Genomic DNA, 19,226 nt, shown 5'->3' with positions numbered 1-19,226 from the left:
ACCGTGTGAGGAGTTACTTTCATGGGTGCCAAACAAGCCCGCTTTGAACTTTTTATCGATGTCTATGAAAAAAAGCAACAAGTTGCTCAAACACTCACCAACATTCCTACCGGAGAGCTTGTTGAATCGATTTTGAAGGAATTTCGGCGTGACTTCGATTTTCTTGGTCAAAATCCCGATGCCTATTGCTTGATGAAGCAAGATGGCAGCGTCTTAAGCAATAATCGCACACTCGATAAACAAGTTTCGAATAAAGAACGCTTGATATTTAGTGAAGCAATGCCAAATATGCCAGAATCCGGCCAGCCAATGGGCCGTCGAATTTACTTGCGCGAGCATCCAACTGGCAATAGTTATCGCCTCCACTGGCAACCAGCAATCGTTGGCCGCTTCGATAATCAAGCGGGCAACGATCTGTTAGCAGTCGATTTGGGTAGCCACCCCAATGGGTTGCGGGTTTCACGGCGGCAATTTGAAATTACCGAAACTGGCGGTCATTTCTATATTGAAAGCCTCTCGCCAAACCCAACGACGATTACCGATTCGACGGGGCGACCTATTCAGGTTGATCGCCGCCAAGTCTTACAACATGGCGATTTGATCACGCTGGATCGGAGCCAAATTACCTTTAAAGTCATTATTTCGGATTAAACTATTCGCCGAAAAATCAATATGCAGTTAAAATAGCGCTTGGTTCACACCAGCGCTATTTCTTTGCGCAGATTAATCTTCAGGAGGATGTATGAGCGATTTAGAACATCTGCAAAGTTTGGTTGAAGACGCATTTATGGAAGCACCATTAATGTATGCCAATGGTTTTATCAATGGTTTAGGTTCAACCGATGCCTATACCGTGTTGCAAACTAATGGCCGCGCGGTTGCCGTCGTCAATATGTCATTGCCAGTTGCCAAAACGCTTGGCCAAGGGCTTTTGGCAATGATTGCAGCCTACGAACAACAAACTGGTGAAACCGTAGCAACCCTCGACCAAATCCACGGACGCTAAAGCCATGAATCGACCATACGCTTAGTCGTTATAAATTAAGCGTATGGTCGACCTGTTTTAGCACTCAATTAAGTCAACGGTGATTGATTTATCCTCTTGTACCGCTAACTTAGATTTGCTATAGTGATAAATCTAGATAGCGGTATAGTAAAGAGGGTTTTAAGGATGAGCCAAGCTATTATTCAAGCTCATTATGAGCATTTAGCACAGATTGCCCAGCGTTTTCAAACCTTAGCACACACCACCGAAACAATTTGCCAAGCAATCAAGCAAACAGCCCAGCCTTTAGAAGCAGGTCAATGGCAAGGTGAAGCCTTTAATCGGTTTAAAGCCGAGCTCGATAATGAGGTTTATCCCGCGTTTCAACGACTTAATACGCTCTTCAGCGTTTCGCAAGAAATTACGCTCAAAATTAGTAAGCTATTCGAAGCTGCTGAAGCTGAAGCAGCAACACTTTTTAAATGGGAGCACGGGCCAGCGCAGGGTTCACAATCATTCCAAGCTGGTGCAAGTAATGCTCGATCACTCGAAGCACACAGCGATCTAATACTTAATTTCTTAGGCTACAATCCGTCGGCCAAGCCTGAGTCGTTATGGGCAGCCCCATTTGTCGCAGGCGCAGCTTTCTTCGGCCCAGGCCCAGTCCCAATCCTTGGCAAATGGGGCATTATTCCCAGTGGCTATACTAATGCAGGCAAACGGTTATGGTTGTATGTTGGTGGTTCAGGCCCCGATACCGTTTTCTCGATTCATCAACATGCTGGTTGGGGGCGAGCACCCTTTAAATTAAAAAAACCAAATTTACGCTTTGATTATGGCCCAATCAAAACCAAAGCAGGGCTTGGTTTCTTGCCTGGCGGTGGCTCGACAGCAGTGCCCGCAGGCCCAAACTTTCTGCACTGGAATGTTGAAGGCGGGATGGGGCAAATTAACAAACCACTTTGGCAATCGTTTAAGAGTGCAATTACGAATGATCATCAATTATTGACGCGCTCGGTAAATCCTAAACCCAATATTTTTGGAAGTATTGCTGGTGGCAAGTTTATCCGTGGAGCATCGCGAGGACTCTTTGTCGTTGGGGCGGCGTTTGATGTATATAACATTGCAACAGCCGACGATAAAGTTCGTGAAACAACCAAAGTTGCTGGCGGCTGGGTCGGTGGAGCAGCAGGGGCAAAAGGTGGAGCAGCGGTTGGCGCAACAATTGGGACGTTCTTTTGCCCTGGAATTGGGACAGCGATTGGTGGTGTTATTGGGGGTATTGGCGGGGGTATTGGCGGCTATTTCCTAGGCTCTGAAGGAAGTGGAGCGGTGTATGATTTCTTCAAATAGCCAAACCCCAACCTGGCTCGTCTACCGCGAAATAAACCAAAACCTCGCAATGCTGACGCTAACAACATCACGCATTTATCCGGATGGCCAGATTATTGCGTTTGATGCTGATCCCGACCAAATCCTTGATAGTTCGCATGATCAAGAATATCAGCTGCTCAATGAGGTTTTAAGCAATTGGTTGGCAGCTTATCAGGTTATGAGTTATGCGCTAAGTCATGCCAAAACACGCTTACGGACACTGTTTAAACCAGAGTATCGCTTCTGCTGTCAACAATCACGCGCAACGCTGATCACAGTATTTGAGGAGCGAGGATTGCGCAATACGAATGGAACAGAGCCAGATTTTATTTTTCTTGGTGGCGAAGCACACGTTCATCAAGAATCAACACTCCAAGCATGGGTCCAGAAGTTCAATCGTCATGCTTCAATTGAACTTAAAAACCCAGCTATTAGCCAAATCCTTGAGCAGCTTGATGGCCTGATAATGACCATCAGCACCGAAGTCCATTTTTATTTTCGGCATACTCAGCACAATTTCCAGCAGCATAGCGCTAGCGTCGAGCAGGTAGCTGCTAAGTATGGCTTGGCCCTAAACTCAAATTCTTGGTTGCAATAACCACTCGTAACCCATGCGCCGGATACTTAATCTGTTTAAGCATCCGGCGCAAAATCCATCAAAAGCCCCTCTTGTAAACCAGCAATCCATCGAGTATGCTTGCAGAGTCAATTTTATTTCCTTGGTAAGGCTGCGCCTTTTATTGTAGTCTTAACTGAGAAGCATAGGTGCTTAATCAAGGTTTAACCTGATTAAGCATCAAACATAATCATTGGCTAGTATTGCTAGCAATGATAAAACTTCTGTTCTTTTTATACCCGATGGAGTTTGTGTCATGCCTCAAGAAACCGTTCAGGCGAAGTACGATGTGTTGGATCAAGTTGCCAGCCGTTTTGGCAAGGCTGCTGATACAACAACTGCTATTTTCAAATCACTTGAAAGTATTGCAGCCCGCTTAGAAGCTGGTGAATGGCAAGGTGATGCGCAAAAGGCATTTAGTGCTGAATTTCGTGGCGAAGTTCAACCTGCCTTTACACGCTTAACCACGTTGTTTAACCAAGCCCAAAGCACAACCGTTGAAATCAAAAAAATCTTTCAACAAGCAGAAGAAGAAGCTGCCGCGTTGTTCAAAGGCTCATTAATGGGCGGTGGCAATGGTAGTGGCAATGGCAGCGGCAGCGGCCAAGCAGGTGATGGCAGTGGCCAAGCCGGCAATGGCGACAAACAAGGCAGCGGCCCAACCTACAAGGGCAAAGTTAAAATCCATACCTACGATTACAAAACCAAAACCGGCGAAACCAAGCCACAACTGAAGCTTGGGGTAAGTGGCGCGTTGCTCGAAGGCAAAGGCGATTTACTTAAAGTCGATGGCCCAATTCCCTATACCCTCAAAGGCAAATACCAAGTTGGCTATGGTGAAGTAGGTTTTGGCTTAGGCATGAATGGCGATAAAAAATTCACCATTGGGCCATATGGCGAAGCAACCGTTGCCAAAGGCGAATTAACCAATGTTTATGGCAACAAAAACTTAGGCTACACCGAAACCCTCGAAGGCAAAGCGCTTTCGGTTGAAGGTTTCGCGGGCATCAAAGATGGCTCACTTGGTGCAACCGTTGGTGGCACCTTGGTTTCGGTTACCGGAAGCAAAGGCGTAAACGTCGCTGGGGTTAACGTTGGGGTGAGTGCCGAAGTTGGCCTCAAGGCCGAGCTTGGCTTTAGCATTGGCAAAACTACCAAAGTCAAGTTGCCATTTGTTTCATTTGGCATCTCGTTTGGCGGAGCGAAGTAACATAGAGAGGTTTTAACCGATGGATGGACTTATTCTGGAGCGCAACGAGTTTTTGGTCTTACTCGAAGCCGCTCGTACCAATAAAATTATTGGTTTAGATAACGAAAGCTTGATTCCGCAGGATCAAGCAAGCCATCTGGCCGCCTTGAATCAAGGGGTTCAAGGCTTGGTAGCCAAAGAATTAGCCACGATCAGCGATGATGAAACCGTCATGATCGAACGCGAAATTTTAGAATTCTCACAAATTGTGGCGTTTCCCGATGTTGCCTTTATCACAACCCGCGAAACCCCCGAGGCTGGTGGCCAGCTCTTTTTGCACTATGTCAATCAATTAGGCATTGTTGAGCAAACCCTGCCAACCGAGAATCAACATCGCTTGGCGTTTTTGCCTGATATGCTGGTGCTATTTGATCGCTTGGCGTTTTTGTTGGAAGTACAACCAAGCAAAGCCTTCGAAGCTAGCGTGCGTCTCAGTCAAGATGAATTCTTGGCGATCAAAGGCTTGGCAGAAGATCGCGCTGATGCCCAAGCATTGAATCGCTTAACTGCGGCAGGACTTGATCAACAAGCAGCCCAAAGCCTGATCGAGGCAATTCAAGCGCCAGTATTCAGTGCTTCGTTGGCAATTGTACGTTGCGAAGATACCGAAATCGTCGATGCAATTAATCCAGCAATTCTCCAAGGGCCAAGTAGCGCTTGGGCGATTCAGCTCGACGAAAATAACCCTGAGATATTTGAAGTGCAGGCCATTGATCAAGCATGGTTGCGCGAGCATATTCAGCGCTGGTTTGAACAATTGGCCACCGCAGCGTTATAAATTGGCCTTCATGAAGCTATTCTAGCAAACCAACAAACCATCCACAAACTAGCGCTCGTAGCCAGTTTGTGGATGGTTTTTAATTTTGATCGTTGTTCAAAAGGTAGGATTTTGGTATACTGAAATTGGAGTATTGGAGTGTCGCTACGCCTCATGGGTTATTTTCTCTTTAATCAATTTGGTCTTTTTATTGGCTCCCAAGCTCATGAGCAGCTCACCCTAATACTCTAAATCGACTATCAACCCCATTACAACCTAGGAGCAGTGTCATGAGCAAGGAAGTTGTTCAGATACAGTATGAGCAAACCGCACAGGTGGCTCAGCGTTTCGGTCGCCTCAAGCAAACCGTTGAGCAATTGCAAACGACAATTCGCAATACCGGCCAACAATTGAACGACCGCTGGAAAGGCGATGCCAGTGTTGCCTTTGCCAAAGAACTCAACGACGAAATCTTCCCAACCTTCAATCGCCTGATTAACGCATTCCAAACGGCCCAACAAGTTACCCTCGAAATCCAAAAAATCTTTAGCCAAGCAGAAGAAGAAGCCGCTGGTTTATTCAAAGGCTCGTTGCTCGGCAATGCTGAAGGTGGCAAGGGTGGCGGCAGCTGGCTCGATAGCGTTGGCGGGTTCTTCAGCAGCGTTGGCAATGGGGTCAAAGATTTCTTCGTTGGCGCAGGCAAAGAACTCAAGGATATGGTGGTCGGCGTTTGGAATATGGTCACCAATCCAGTCGAAACGGTTAAAGGTATTTGGCACGCAGTAACCCATCCAAGCGAGTTCTGGGAAGCCTTCAAAGCACCCTATGTCGAAGCTTGGGAAAATGGCCGCCCATGGGAAGCAATTGGCCGTGGCACGATGTTTATCGGCTCGATCTTAATCGGCACCAAAGGCGCTGATAAGGTTGGTAAAGCAGCTAAGCTCAGCAAAGCAGCGACCGTTACCGATGCAGCCGCTGATATTGCCCGCGTCAGCACTCCGCTCCAAGCAGCTGGCGATATTGGCGCACTGGCCAAAGGCGGCAGTGCAGAAACCGCCATGGCTCGCTATATTGCCAATCAATCAAGCCATGTTGGCACAGGCACAGCCTTGACTGATCGAGTAGTATTAGGGGCATTCAAAGCTGATCCAGCGTCAGGCTTCCTTGGCTATATCGGCGAAGCCAATGCGCATGGCGGACGCTATTTCAGCACCACCGCCGAAGTTTGGGATGCGCTTAAGCCAATTGCTGAAGGCGGCAATAATCGCATCTGGCCAGTCAACCGCGAATTCTTGCAATCGCAGCTTGAAAGTGGCATTAGCCGCATCGATATTAAGGGCAGCTCGATTGACGATATTTTGACCAAACGTCCCCAATCATACAGCGCGATGGAAGTGCGCTTTATGCAAAGCCAAGCCTACCAATATGGCTACCGCCAAATTGGCGATAGCTGGATCAAGACTGGTGACTGGCGGGCAAGCACCAGCGGACGGGTGGCTGGCGGAAGTATCGGCCCAGGCGGCGAAGTTTTGCAAACCAGCCAATTCTTGAACGATTAAGAGGTTTTCTGTGAGCAACGATTGTGGCCAGTGCCAAGGCTATATTAGCTATGTTGAGCAACAATTGAGCAGCTATTTGGAGTTTGGTCAATTTCACCGCGTCCAATGCGATGCCCAAAACAACGGCTTGGAATGCTTGGCCTTGTATCATTCGCCAAGCTGCCAACTGTTGATTCAACGCACCGATGGCGCTGATTATTGCGCTTTAGGCACATTTGATGCGCCATTTTTGACCGATCAAATTCTCGACGTTGATGGCTCGCAAGGCTGGTTCAATCTGGTCTATTTGTTGGAGTATCGCGCCAACAAAAAAATCATGACCCAGCGGGTGATTGAACAATTTTGGGATGGCAGCCTCGATTATCATCAATGGCTGGCCCAATTGCTTGCAGGCCAATTTGAGCAGCTGTTGGCGATGTTTGCGCCTGGCGCACCAGCTACATGGCTTGCTGATTATATTCAATTTATGCAGCGGCAGCGCTACTACGGCGGATAAACGGTTTGCTGGCCTACAAACCAAGCAAGCGGTTGCAGGCCAGCAAACATTCGTTAGAGGAACATGGATGGATTCGCATTGTGCAGCATGTCAGGGCTTTATTACCTACGCTGAACGCTGTCTCCAGCGCCATTTCCAAGCCCATCAATTTGTGCGCCAACAGTGCGATGCCCAGCATGGTGGCAGAGAATGTCTGGTTTTATACCATTCACCCATGTGTAATGCCTTGCTCATGCTTTCTGATGGCGAGTACAGCGTTGCACTTGGTCGACACACTGCCCCATTTCTGACCAACCAACAACTTAAACTCGATGGCTCCCAAGGTTGGTACAATGTACTCGATTTGCTTGATCGTCAGGCAAACCAATTGCAACGCTTATGGCACAGCTTCAATCGCCATAAATCCAATGATCTTGCATGGGTGGCAAAGCAACTTGATGGAAAGCTCGCCCAACTTATAACGCTCTTTAACTAAGATGATTACGGCTATTCCAGCAAGGCTACGATTGCAAATGCATGCCAAGCGTTGGAGCATATCATCAAAACCAATCTCGTAGCGTTAAGCAGCCCATGACAATTCATGAGGATGGTCATTTTACCGAAGAGCTGGTCGCATCATCATCACGTCTAGCGCGTATTCCTGAGTGAGTTGTCTGAACTAGTATCGAGGTGGCCCGAATGAATCGTTTTGTACTCACCCAGGCAGAATTAGCGATTATCCTGCATTATCTGGTTGGTGAAGCGCTCGCCATCCATAATACAACCAATGATCTGGCAGTTAGTGCGGAACAACTGCAAACTGCCGAAGATGAGCTGTATGATCGTGGAATTTTACTGCGCGATCCCTATAGCAACCAACTCACGATCACGGGGGAATTAGCGCTCATTTTAGAGGCAACCCTTCAGCCAAGCACGTTGGCAATTTTGAGCATTACCGAACGTGAAGGCACAGGTTTACCCAAATACTTTAGCTTTACCGATGAATTAATCGTGCTCAATTATGTCGACTCACAAGGCTTGCAAACCTTTCTCGAATTGGGTACACTCGATCATGTCATTAAACAGATTATCGAACTAACAACCCAGCCAACCATGGGCAATGCCAACTTACCACCCACTGCCGAACTCACTGCATTAATGCCCGAGGCTGAAAAAGCCGCTTTACTGCTGATCATCAAGGAGCCAGCCGCCGCAACCAGCCAACCAACCAGCCTTTCATGGTTAATGGCCCATGCCGCACTTTGGTTGGCCAACCCACAAGCTGCCAAACCAGAAACAACACCAGCGCAGCAGATTGATCAAGCGATGTTAAGCGACCTTTTACATACAACAATCCAGGCGCATCTTGTTCAACCCCCATCCTAATTAGCCTACAGTACTAAGGGATGGTATACTGCGCCGTATCCTTAATTGGTCAAGCCGTTTTTAGTTGCTGGAATGAGTGTTAACCATGAGAAAGCATAGTTGGTTCACCATCATCGCGTTGCTCAGCCTCTTGTGGGTTGTGCCAGCGCCTGCCCAATCACAGGACGACAAACCAAAAGTTGTCATTACCCACCAAGTCATTACTGAAAAGAATGCCTTGAGCGTCGAGGCCTACTTTAGCGTTCGCTACGACGATGGCCGCGCCGTTCCGGTCAACGAGATCTCTTCAACAGTGCTTGATCTCAAAAATGGTGAGCCACCAGTGCAAGCCGTACCCCAAGATCCAACAACACCGATCAAAATCGCAATTGTGTTGGACCAAAGTGGGAGCATGGCAAACTTTATTGAGTTAGTCAAACAAGCGGCCAATCAGGCAATCGATCAGGCTCCCGCTGGAGCACAAATCGCTGTCTTTACCTTTACCCGCGTCGGCACTGATGATATTTATATCCCAGCCAAGGATTTTACCGACAATCGGGAAGAGGTTAAAAAGTGGATTAACGAAAATTACCAATCAATTTCTGGTGGCGAAACCTGTCTGTATACCGCTGCCTATAAGGCCACCGATTACTTGCTGAATACCTTAAAACCTGAAGAACGCCGTGCGATTGTGCTGTTTACCGATGGTAAAGATGATAATGGGAATGGCGGCCAGTGTAGCGATAGAAACGTTATTGATGTCACCAGTAAGGCTGGCCCAAGCCAAGGTACCAAAACCCCGATTTATACGATTGGGCTCTGTGCGCTGAATTGTGAGTCAATCCAGCCCGAATTCTTAGGCCAAATTTCACGCGACACCCAAGCTATCTCGGTCGTTGGCACACGCGATCAAATGAACAGTGCCTTTATTACGATTATGGATAGCATTAAGAACCAAAAATACACCAGTGGTTTCTTGCGGCCCTGTGTCGAGACGCAAGTAACCTTGGAAGTCCAATTAATTAGTGGCGATACAATTGCAGGCATCATTCCGCTTGGCGCGCATAAATGCTATACGCCAACCGTGAGCGAAGCCAAAATCGCCAACCTCAATCCATTGCCAGAAAACCAAAAGTATACATTTAACTTTTCTACAACAAACACCAGCCCAGTAAACATGGTTGGGGTTGAGCTGCAAGTCCTTGGGCCAAACCAAACCTTGGTCTATACCCAACCGATTGCGGTCAGTATTTCGCCGCAAGAAACCAAAACCATTCCTATGGAAATGAGCGATACCAAACTGAGCGAAGCAGGCAAATATACCTTGCAAGTGCTTGGCTATAGCAGCGATGGTTTTACTTTCCGGATTGGGAACCCAAGTCAACGCAGCGAAATTTTGGCTCAAGAAGCCTTCAATCATACGCCGATCCCAATTACCTTTGAAATTCGTTCAAATCCAGTCGTCGATTATACGAACAATGTGATTCGGCTCGATGATGTGGAAATTACCGATGAACAAAAGATCATCGATCCGAAATTTACCTATTATAAAGTGCGGCTCTTGCGTGAAGATGTGCAAGTTTTTGAATCAGAACGGATTCAACTTGACCCAACCAATCCGAAGATTGCAATTCCCCTTGCGTCTATCCCGCAAGAATTGATTCCGACTGAGCAACAAAGCCAGCTCAATATGCAGATTATCTTGGAAACATCAAATGTTCGGCCAATCGAATCGCCGATCAAGAGTTTCTTGTTTCCTGTAAAACCAAAAGAGCCTTTCCTCAAGCGCTATGGCGTGTATGTGCTGATCGCGTTGGTAATTATTGCGATTGGGGCTGGTTTCTGGTATCTGTGGCGCAATCGCAAGCCCAAGGCTGGCAATGTGCCGATGCCATACAACCCACCAACCCAAGCCTTTAATCGGATTGATTTACCTGGCGTAAACCCAGCAGCGCGCCAAAATCCCAACCAACAGCAGCAACAACAGCAACAATCAGCGGTTCGGCCACCGCCAAATTCAGCAGCAAATCAGCCAGCGCGCTATAACAGCCCAGCGTCAAGCGCTAACGCCAGTATTCCAACAGCCCATTTCGATGGTGGCATGCCCGATAACGGCGCAACCATGATTTATACGCCGCCAGTATCGCAAGGCCGCCAGCAACAATTGAATGTGCGGGTTGTCCAAACGCCAGACCGCAGCCAATTGCAAAATCAAACAATTACGATGTTCCCATGTACCATCGGGCGCAGTGAAGCCAGCGTGATCATCACCGGCGATAAGTTGCTCTCACGCCAGCATGTGGAAATTAGCTTGATCGGCGGGCAATTCTATGTGGCCGACTTGAGCAAGAACGGCTTGTTTATCAACGAACAACGCCAGCAAGCTAATACGCCAATTCAATTGCGTTTGCCCACGACCATTCGGCTTGGTCAAGATACCTATATTGAGCTAAGCCAATAAGCAAGCGGCAGTTTCAGCAACGAGGGTAGCAGCAATGCTACCCTTTTTGATTGGAGCTAGTGCCAACACTCAACAGTGGTGACAGCGCAATCAAGGCTTTATGCTATACTTGTCATATAGGCCGTGTCAACGAGGACAACGCCAGTTTTTCCTTGCTTGCCCTTGCCTCGGTCGTTATACCGGGGTTTTTAACTTAACAGGGTTCGACGGACGAACAAAGTAATCCTTCATATGAGGAGTTGCCTTCATGGAGCAAGAACGCGATCAATCGCGATTGTTAGCAATGTATCACACGATGGTTTTGGCTCGTTCGCTTGATGAGCGAATGTGGCAATTGAATCGTCAAGGCAAAGCCCCGTTTGTTATTTCATGCCAAGGTCACGAGGCTGCTCAAGTAGGCGCAGCCTTTGCAATGCGCCCCAAACACGACTGGATCGTGCCATACTATCGTGATTTAGCAATGATGTTGGCCATGGGCATGACCCCGCGCGAAGTAATGCTTGGCTTATTGGCCAAAGCTGAAGATCCTAGTAGCGGCGGTCGCCAAATGCCAGCCCACTATAGCCATCGCGCCTTAAATATCGTTTCGCATTCTTCGCCAACCGGCACTCAAGTGCCCCACGCAGTTGGCATCGCCATGGGCGCACAAATGCGCGGCGATGATATTGTGGTTTGGACAGCCTTCGGCGAAGGTACCTCATCACAGGGCGATGTCCACGAAGCCATGAACTTGGCTGGCGTGATGAAATTGCCAGTCATTTTCTTCTGCCAAAATAATGGCTACGCCATTTCGGTGCCCCAACACAAACAAATGGGCGTGGAAAATGTCTCCGATCGCGGCCCAGGCTATGGTTTTCCTGGCATTACCGTCGACGGTACCAATGTGCTCGAAGTATACGAAGCAATGACTGCTGCGGTCGAACGGGCACGCCGCGGCGATGGCCCAACCTTAATCGAGGCCAAATGTGTGCGTTTGACCGCCCACTCCTCTGATGATAACGACCGTACCTATCGCTCACCTGAAGATATTAAGGCCATGCGAACTCGCGACCCAATCGCCAGCTTCGAGCATTTCTTGCGCGATGAAGGCTTGCTCGATGATGCCAAAGTTGCGGCAATTCGAGCCGAAATCAAAGAAGTTGTCAATGATGCAACAGCCTATGCTGAAGCAGCACCCTTGCCCGACCCAAGCACCGTCCAAAAATATGTCTTTGCCGAATAAGGTGGCGGTTGCAAGCAGGCAGTTTCGCTCTGTATCATAGAGGTATCACGTGGCAGAATTAAATCTTTTAGAAGCGATCAACCAAGCGCTTGACCAAGCAATGGCCAATGACGAGCGCGTTTATATCATCGGGGAAGATGTTGGCCAACGCGGCGGGGTGTTTCGGGTTACCGATGGTTTGCACGCCAAATATGGCGAAAAACGGGTGATCGACGCGCCACTCGCTGAATCAATTATCATTGGTTCATCAATCGGCGCAGCAATGTATGGCATGCGGCCAATTGCCGAAATTCAATTTGCCGATTTTATCTTCCCAGCTTTCAACCAAATTATTAGCGAAGCAGCCCGCATGCGCTATCGCTCAAACAATACGTGGGAAGTGCCGCTAGTCATTCGCGCGCCCTATGGTGGCGGGATTCACGGCGCACTCTATCATTCGCAAAGCATCGAGGCCTTTTTTACTCATATTCCAGGCCTCAAAGTTGTTGCGCCATCAACGCCTTACGATGCCAAAGCCATGCTCTTGGCCGCAATCGATGATCCCGATCCGGTGCTGTTTTTGGAGCACAAAAAATGCTATCGTTTGATCAAAGGCTATGTGCCCGATGAGCACTACAGCGTGCCCATTGGCAAAGCCGATATTGCCCGCGAAGGCAGCGATGTTTCGGTTATCACCTATGGCATGATGCGCCACTACGCGGTCGAAGCCGCCGAAATGCTGGCTGGCGAAGATATTAGCGTCGAAGTTGTCGATTTGCGTTCGCTCGTGCCACTTGATCGCGAAACAATTATCAATTCGGTCAAGAAAACGAGCAAAGTGCTGGTGCTCTACGAAGATAATTTGTTTGGCGGCTATGGCGCAGAAGTGGCAGCAATTATCGCCCAAGATGGCTTTGAATATCTCGATGCCCCAGTCCAACGCTTGGCTGGCTTGGATATTCCAGCAATGCCCTATAGCTCGCCGCTCGAAAATGAGTTCTTACCAACGCCCAGCAAAATTGCCGATACGCTGCGCGATTTAGTGAATTATTAGGTAGCGCTCTATTGCCCTCACCCCCAACCCCTCTCCCACAAAGCGGGCGAGGGGAGTCAATAAATCATTAGAGTCCATAGCCTTCGCTAGCATAGAAAGGACTGGAATGTCCGTCGAATTTAAGATGCCAAAACTTGGTGAGAGCGTCACCGAGGGAACGGTTGGCCGCTGGCTGAAGCAGCCAGGCGATAGCCTTGAACTGTACGAGCCAATGCTCGAAGTTACTACCGATAAAGTTGATACCGAAATTCCTGCGCCAGTTAATGGCCGCTTGCTCGAAATTCGGGTCAACGAAGGCGATACCGTGCCAGTTGGCACGGTGATTGCGGTGTTGGAAGATAGTAGCAGCGCCACGGTTGCCGCCGATGCAGCACCTGCCACTCCAGCAGTAGCCACCCCAACTAGCAGCAACAACGGCGGCAGCAATAGCTTTATGTCGCCTGTGGTTGCCCGTTTGGTCAGCCAACACAACCTCGATATTAAGCAAATTGCTGGCACTGGCAAAGATGGCCGCGTAACCAAGCAAGATGTTGAGCGCTTTGTGGCCCAACGCGATACTGCGAAGCCAACCCCAGCCCCAATGCCAACCCCAACGCCAAGCGCAACCCCAGCCCCAATGCCGGTGATTAAGCCAAGCTCAACTCCAGCACCAATGCCAACGATTACTGGCAGTTTGCTGGCCAAACCAGTGGCCTATACGCCACCAGCAGCAGAACCAAGCATCGAGCAATTTGCAGGCGATGAGTTGCAGCCGTTGAGCGGCATGCGGCGGGCAATTGCTGAGCATATGGTGCGTTCTAAGGCAACCTCACCCCACGTTACCACGGTGATGGAAGTTGATCTCAGCACGATCATCGCCCATCGCGAGCAACACAAAGCCGATTTCGAGCGCCAAGGGGTAAAATTAACCTTTACGCCATATTTCGTGCAGGCAACTGTGGCTGGGCTGCGCGCGGTGCCAATTATCAACGCGACCTACACCGATGAAGGCATTTTGCTGCATAAGTCGGTGAATGTTGGCATGGCTGTGGCAATTCCCGATGGCTTGATTGTGCCGGTGCTGCATAACGCCGATGAAAAGAGCTTGCTTGGGCTTTCGCGCACGGTCAACGATTTGGCCGAACGCGCCCGAACCCGCCGCTTGACTGCCGATGAGGTCAAGGATGGCACCTTCACGATTACCAATCACGGCGTGAGCGGTTCGTTATTTGCCATGCCAATCATCAATCAGCCTCAATCGGGCATTTTGGGGATTGGCGCAATTCAAAAACGCCCAGTTGTGGTGACAGTGAATGGCGCTGATGCAATTGCGATTCGGCCAATGTGTTATCTCAGTTTTACCTTCGACCATCGCTTGATCGACGGCGCAACTGCCGATAAATTCTTGGCAACCGTCAAGCAACAGCTTGAGCACTTCGCCTAAATCAACATGAGCCAAAGGCGCTGCTGATCGTGATCAGCAGCGCCTTTGGGTTTAACGGGATTGGTTTGTAGGGCTGAAAACCAGCGGCATGCCCTCACCCCCAGCCCCTCTCCCACTGAACGCGGGCGAGGGGAGCCAAAGAATCAGGTCAAAACCACAGCTGCAAAAGCCCGTCGGACGAGAAATGAATTGGGGTGAGGGCAGCAGGCAGTCATTAGCGCAACGAACCCTTAGATTCATCTGCCAGCAGATTAACGAACGAGCAAACCCTTAATCAACAATTCCCAGATTGCCTCGAATTCAGCTGCAAGACCAGGCTCGTTCCAAGCAGCCACAAAGAGCGGGTTGTGAAAACGGGCGGTCGCATGCAAAATTGCGGTTGCAGTCGCATGGGCATCATCAACCACAAACTCAGCATTTGCAACGCCTTCATTGACTAATTGCTCGATCTGGGCAATCAAATGGGCCACATGTTGGTCGGTCACTTCGCGCAACCCTTGGACCAAACCACTATAGGTTGCAAAAAGCTGCGGATCTTGACGCGCCCGCTGTTGTTTGGTTTGCATCAAACATTCCAGCCAAGCCCGCAATTTGGCAACGCTTGGCTCTTGGCGTTGCAATACCTGCGCTAAAGGATTCGAAATTTCAGCCAGCCAGCGTTCGGCTACAGCATCAAGCAAGGCTGATTTGCTAGCAAAATGGCGATAGACGCTGCCATGGCTGACCCCCAGTTCACGCGCAACATCAACCACCGTGGCCTTATTGGGGCCGTAGCGCCGCAGCACATCGACGGTAGCATTCAAAATTCGTTCAGGGGTCAGCATTTCAGTGTTCATACGAGTCCATCCTGTAGCAAAGCGGTTTGTTTCATTTTAAGCGATTGCTACAGCATCGCAAGTGGTTTAGCGTTCGCTATCGAGATGTTGCATCAACGAGCTGTGATAGCGCTCGCCTGCCGCAGCATCTTTGGGAATCACTCGCTCAATCGAGGCCAATTCGTCGACGTTCAAGCCAATTTCAAGGCTGGCCAACGAATCGTGCAATTGATGTAAGCGCCGCGCCCCAAACAAGGGAATAATATCTGTTCCTTGAGCGACAACCCATGCGCTGGCAATTTGCGAGATGCTTGCGCCCTTGGCCTCGGCAATTGTCTGCAACGCAGCCACTAAATCTAAATTACGATCAAGGTTCTCGCCAGTAAAGCGCGGGCCATGAGCACGGAAATCTGAGCCAGCCAAAACCCGTTCTTTCGACCAAGCACCGCTCAGCAAGCCCCGTGAAAGCACACCATAGGCGGTGATGCCAATGCCTAGTTCACGACAAGCTGGCAGAATCTCGGCCTCGATGCCACGTGAAAGCAATGAATATTCAATTTGCAAATCGACAATTGGATGCACCGCCGCCGCCCGCCGAATCGTCTCCACCCCAACTTCCGACAAGCCAATCTGCCGCACATAGCCTTTTTCAATCATCTCGGCGATTGCGCCAATCGTTTCCTCGATTGGCACATCAGGATCAAGCCGCGAAGGTCGATAAATGTCAATGTAATCGGTGTTCAAGCGGGTCAGGGTGTGAGCCAAGGAATTTTTGACTGCGGCAGGCCGTGAATCATAACCAAGCCACGAGCCATCTGGCCCACGCATCGCCCCAAACTTAACACTCAACACAACATCGGCGCGTGAGCGTTCGCGCAGGGCTTCGCTAATTAAAAGTTCGTTATGGCCAATGCCATAAAAATCGCCAGTATCGAGCAAATTGATGCCAGCATCGAGCGCTGCATGAATCGTGGCGATGCTCTCAGCTCGATCAGACGGGCCATACATGCCCGACATCGCCATACATCCCAAGCCTGCTGCCGAAACCACCAAACCACCTTGGCCTAATTGACGCGTTTGCATAGCCACAACTCCATCAAATAATCAATAACTAAGCTTGAGTATATAGTATTGAATGACAGATGTCAATATCTGTCATTACGATTTTGATGCAGTGTTTTTAGCTATGGTATGATGAGCCATGATTCTTGTGGATTGTGGTGAGGTACGCGATGCAACGAATTTGTATTATTTCGGATACTCATGGCAAATTAGACCCACGGGTCGAACAGCTGTTTGTTGGCGCAAGCCGCATTTTGCATGCAGGCGATATTGGGCGGGCGCAACCGCCAATCATCGATCGCTTGAGCGCGATTGCGCCAGTTACAGCAGTTACCGGCAACGTCGATTGGAATACGGCGCTCGATATTTACCCGATTAATACAACCATCGAAGTCCAAGGCATTCGGATTATGCTGCAACACATTGGCGATATTCCCAAGCGCTGGCAGCGCCAATTGCCCCAGCCCGCGCCGCAGATCGCCATCTGTGGCCATAGCCATATTGCCTTGATCGAGGAATATCAAGGCGTGCTGTTTATCAACCCTGGCTCGGCTTCGCAGCCACGCGGCCAGCTAGGCGAGCCAACCGTCGTATTTTTGGATATTCAGGATAATGGCGAATTTAAGGCCGAGCTAATTCCGCTAAAAATGGCCGAATTTATCAAAAATGCTGATTAAACACCAATCCCCTCGCTTTTTGATTAGCGAGGGGATTCTTGGTTGCCAAAAATGGCTTGGGTTTATTCGTGGCGCAGCGCTTTGATTGGATCAAGGCGGGCAGCACGGGCAGCCGGATACAAGCCAGCCACAATCCCCACCACCAAACCAAAGCCAATCGCCAAGCCAATCAACCACGGCGGAATATAGAAGAAATCGCCGCGAATTGGCACTTCTTCGCGTTCGAGGTAGGCAAGCGCAACTCGATTGAGGATGCGGCCAACGCCCCAACCGCCAAGCAAGCCCACAATCCCGCCAAAGAGGCCAATCAGGCCTGCCTCAGTCATAAAGAGCGTGCGAATATTGCCGCGCGAAGCACCGATGGCCTTGAGCGTACCAATTTCGCGCGTCCGTTCGTAAATCGCCATAATCATGGTGTTCATAATCCCGATGGTAGCGACGAACAGCGCCAAGCCACCAACCGAGCCAAGCATAATATTGATCACCAAGAAGATTTTCGAGGCCAATTCAAGCACGGTTTCGACCGATTGCACCCGAAAGCGTTCGGCCCGCAGTTGGGTGGTCAGTTGACGGGCTACATTCAAATCTTTGGCCCGAATCAGGGCATAATCGTAGCCTTCTTTATCAAGCAGATCAGGCTCGTTAAACCACCAAGCTTTGAGTGCAATGCTATCGTTGGGAGTTAATGCAACCAAGTTATTATCGACGCTCGAAACCCCAACCAAGGTATAGTCGAAGCTTTGCGATTCGCCGCGTGGCGTTTCCATCACTAACTGGACTTTTTGACCAATCAAATTATTGACTTCGGCGGTTAGACCCAAACGGCGCAAGGCCCGTTGCGAAATGACGATTTCGCCATCTTTGGTTGGGCGCAACACTCCGGCCAAAGCGGTTGGCGGCGTTTCAAAGGGATTATTGATGCCAATGCCAGGATCAACGCCAACGGCGATGGTTGCTGCGGCATCGCCAGGCAACACTAAGCGCTTGGAGATCGATTCGTTAACATCGACGATTGGCGTAACGCTGACAATATCGTCCATTTGCTGCCACTCGGCAATTTTGGCAGGCGAAATCACGACCTCGCGTTCGGGCCGCACATAGCGCGTGTAGGGGTTGCGCTCTGCATCGCGCGGCTGAACCACCACATTTTCTAGCCCAATTGCATCAAATTGTTGTTGGATGACGCGCTGAACGCCAACCCCAAGCGAAAGCATTACCACAATCGTGAAAATGCCAACCGTCACGCCGAGCGAGGTCAATGAAGTGCGAACTTTGCGGCGGGTTAAGTTGCTCCAAGCAGTGCGTAAAATATCGCCAAATGTCATGCTACAGCCTCCGCCGTTCGTTCAATCGTTTCAATTTGTTCAATCTTGCCATCACGCATATGCACAATCCGATCAGCATACGAGGCTGCATTCATATCGTGAGTAACCATCAACAAGGTTACATTTTGCTCGCGGACAAGCCGTTGCAGCAGCAGCAGCACATCGCGACCAGTGCGCGAATCGAGGTTACCGGTTGGCTCGTCAGCCAAAATCAACACCGGATCATTGGCCAAGGCGCGAGCAATTGCCACCCGTTGTTGTTGACCACCAGAAAGCTCAGCTGGGCGGTGATCGGCGCGATCGCCAAGCCCAACTTGCTCCAGCAGATTTTCTGCTCGTTGGCGGCGTTCGCTACGGCTGCGGCCAGCCAACATCAACGGCAAAGCCACATTTTCCCACGCTTGGTTGGTTGGCAAGAGATTAAAGCTTTGAAAAATAAAGCCAACCCGATCGCGGCGAAAACTGACCAATTTTTTATCTGGGGCTTGACCAAGCTCCAAATCACTGACCCAAACCTCGCCTGAACTTGGGCGGTCGAGGCCCCCAATCACATTCAATAAGGTCGATTTTCCTGAGCCAGACGGCCCAACCAGCGCCACAAAGGTGCCGCGTTCAATTTCCAGATCAACGCCGGCCAACGCTTGGACAGTATTTTTCCCCATTTGATAGGTGCGTTGGAGCTTAGTAGTACGAATTAACGAGGTAGATTGACCCATAGCGACTCCTTGGCAAATAAGCTGGCTTAACCATACCATAGGAATATTCGGCTGTTGCGAGCAATTTTATGATCATCTGTGACATGCAAGCCCAAAGCACTCCTAGTGCCAG

General features: G+C 49.6%; 19 protein-coding genes. 15 read left to right on the top strand and 4 right to left on the bottom strand.

The features are described from left to right. Positions 1-21 precede the first annotated feature (21 nt). The 14 genes from ACFMKP_RS06995 to ACFMKP_RS06930 all read left to right on the top strand — a co-directional run bounded on the left by ACFMKP_RS06995 (position 22) and on the right by ACFMKP_RS06930 (position 14,519). Complete coding sequence (locus tag ACFMKP_RS06995) at positions 22-651, top strand: FHA domain-containing protein (protein ID WP_382290325.1); 630 nt, start codon at positions 22-24, stop codon at positions 649-651. A 91-nt stretch (positions 652-742) separates the two neighbouring features. Next, on the top strand, positions 743-1,006 hold the full coding sequence (locus ACFMKP_RS06990) for a hypothetical protein (protein ID WP_382290323.1): 264 nt from the start codon (positions 743-745) through the stop codon (positions 1,004-1,006). 165 nt (positions 1,007-1,171) lie between these two features. Next, positions 1,172-2,338 (top strand): WXG100 family type VII secretion target, encoded by a 1,167-nt coding sequence (locus ACFMKP_RS06985; RefSeq protein ID WP_382290321.1) that lies wholly within the window; start codon positions 1,172-1,174, stop codon positions 2,336-2,338. Further along, a complete protein-coding gene (locus ACFMKP_RS06980; protein ID WP_382290320.1) occupies positions 2,322-2,957 on the top strand; it encodes a hypothetical protein in 636 nt (211 codons plus the stop codon). The genes ACFMKP_RS06985 and ACFMKP_RS06980 overlap by 17 nt, the downstream gene beginning before the upstream one ends. Positions 2,958-3,231: 274 nt before the next feature. Further along, entirely contained in the window at positions 3,232-4,185 is a 954-nt protein-coding gene (locus ACFMKP_RS06975) for a WXG100 family type VII secretion target (protein ID WP_382290318.1), read from the top strand. A 19-nt stretch (positions 4,186-4,204) separates the two neighbouring features. Continuing rightward, on the top strand, positions 4,205-5,002 hold the full coding sequence (locus ACFMKP_RS06970; protein WP_382290316.1) for a hypothetical protein: 798 nt from the start codon (positions 4,205-4,207) through the stop codon (positions 5,000-5,002). A 269-nt stretch (positions 5,003-5,271) separates the two neighbouring features. Then, positions 5,272-6,540 (top strand): WXG100 family type VII secretion target, encoded by a 1,269-nt coding sequence (locus tag ACFMKP_RS06965; RefSeq protein ID WP_382290314.1) that lies wholly within the window; start codon positions 5,272-5,274, stop codon positions 6,538-6,540. 10 nt (positions 6,541-6,550) lie between these two features. Then, on the top strand, positions 6,551-7,036 hold the full coding sequence (locus ACFMKP_RS06960; protein ID WP_382290312.1) for a hypothetical protein: 486 nt from the start codon (positions 6,551-6,553) through the stop codon (positions 7,034-7,036). Between the two features lie 67 nt (positions 7,037-7,103). Next, positions 7,104-7,511, top strand: a complete 408-nt coding sequence (locus ACFMKP_RS06955) for a hypothetical protein (RefSeq protein WP_382290310.1) — start codon at positions 7,104-7,106, stop codon at positions 7,509-7,511. A gap of 203 nt (positions 7,512-7,714) precedes the next feature. Further along, positions 7,715-8,401 (top strand): hypothetical protein, encoded by a 687-nt coding sequence (locus ACFMKP_RS06950; RefSeq protein WP_382290308.1) that lies wholly within the window; start codon positions 7,715-7,717, stop codon positions 8,399-8,401. Between the two features lie 85 nt (positions 8,402-8,486). Next, positions 8,487-10,841, top strand: coding sequence for an FHA domain-containing protein (locus tag ACFMKP_RS06945; RefSeq protein ID WP_382290306.1), 2,355 nt, complete (start codon positions 8,487-8,489; stop codon positions 10,839-10,841). A 247-nt stretch (positions 10,842-11,088) separates the two neighbouring features. Continuing rightward, positions 11,089-12,063, top strand: coding sequence for a thiamine pyrophosphate-dependent dehydrogenase E1 component subunit alpha (locus ACFMKP_RS06940; protein ID WP_382290304.1), 975 nt, complete (start codon positions 11,089-11,091; stop codon positions 12,061-12,063). Positions 12,064-12,112: 49 nt separating this feature from the next. Continuing rightward, a complete protein-coding gene (locus tag ACFMKP_RS06935) occupies positions 12,113-13,096 on the top strand; it encodes an alpha-ketoacid dehydrogenase subunit beta (RefSeq protein WP_382290302.1) in 984 nt (327 codons plus the stop codon). 106 nt (positions 13,097-13,202) lie between these two features. Beyond that, positions 13,203-14,519 (top strand): dihydrolipoamide acetyltransferase family protein, encoded by a 1,317-nt coding sequence (locus tag ACFMKP_RS06930; RefSeq protein ID WP_382290300.1) that lies wholly within the window; start codon positions 13,203-13,205, stop codon positions 14,517-14,519. A gap of 251 nt (positions 14,520-14,770) precedes the next feature. Here the strand turns inward: ACFMKP_RS06930 and ACFMKP_RS06925 are convergent, their stop codons facing one another. Together ACFMKP_RS06925 and ACFMKP_RS06920 are read right to left on the bottom strand one after the other, a co-directional pair. After that, positions 14,771-15,355, bottom strand: coding sequence for a TetR family transcriptional regulator (locus ACFMKP_RS06925; RefSeq protein ID WP_382290298.1), 585 nt, complete (start codon positions 15,353-15,355; stop codon positions 14,771-14,773). Positions 15,356-15,421: 66 nt separating this feature from the next. After that, positions 15,422-16,417: an aldo/keto reductase gene (locus tag ACFMKP_RS06920; RefSeq protein WP_382290296.1), complete on the bottom strand. Its 996-nt coding sequence runs from the start codon at positions 16,415-16,417 to the stop codon at positions 15,422-15,424. A gap of 149 nt (positions 16,418-16,566) precedes the next feature. On the opposite strand from ACFMKP_RS06920, the gene ACFMKP_RS06915 reads away from it, so the two are divergent. Beyond that, on the top strand, positions 16,567-17,073 hold the full coding sequence (locus tag ACFMKP_RS06915; protein ID WP_382290294.1) for a metallophosphoesterase family protein: 507 nt from the start codon (positions 16,567-16,569) through the stop codon (positions 17,071-17,073). A 62-nt stretch (positions 17,074-17,135) separates the two neighbouring features. On the opposite strand, the gene ACFMKP_RS06910 is transcribed toward ACFMKP_RS06915, so the two are convergent. Both ACFMKP_RS06910 and ACFMKP_RS06905 read right to left on the bottom strand, forming a co-directional pair. Further along, the gene (locus ACFMKP_RS06910; protein WP_110517160.1) at positions 17,136-18,398 is read right to left on the bottom strand and encodes an ABC transporter permease; all 1,263 of its coding nucleotides are present in this window, start codon (positions 18,396-18,398) and stop codon (positions 17,136-17,138) included. Then, positions 18,395-19,114, bottom strand: coding sequence for an ABC transporter ATP-binding protein (locus ACFMKP_RS06905; RefSeq protein ID WP_382290292.1), 720 nt, complete (start codon positions 19,112-19,114; stop codon positions 18,395-18,397). Before ACFMKP_RS06905 ends, ACFMKP_RS06910 begins: the two co-directional genes overlap by 4 nt. Between the last annotated feature and the right edge of the window lie 112 nt (positions 19,115-19,226).

It is taken from the genome of Herpetosiphon sp. NSE202 (assembly GCF_042688385.1).
Lineage (GTDB): Bacteria > Chloroflexota > Chloroflexia > Chloroflexales > Herpetosiphonaceae > Herpetosiphon.
Note: the sequence above shows the minus strand (reverse complement) of the source record. Positions and strands in the feature narration are given on the sequence as shown.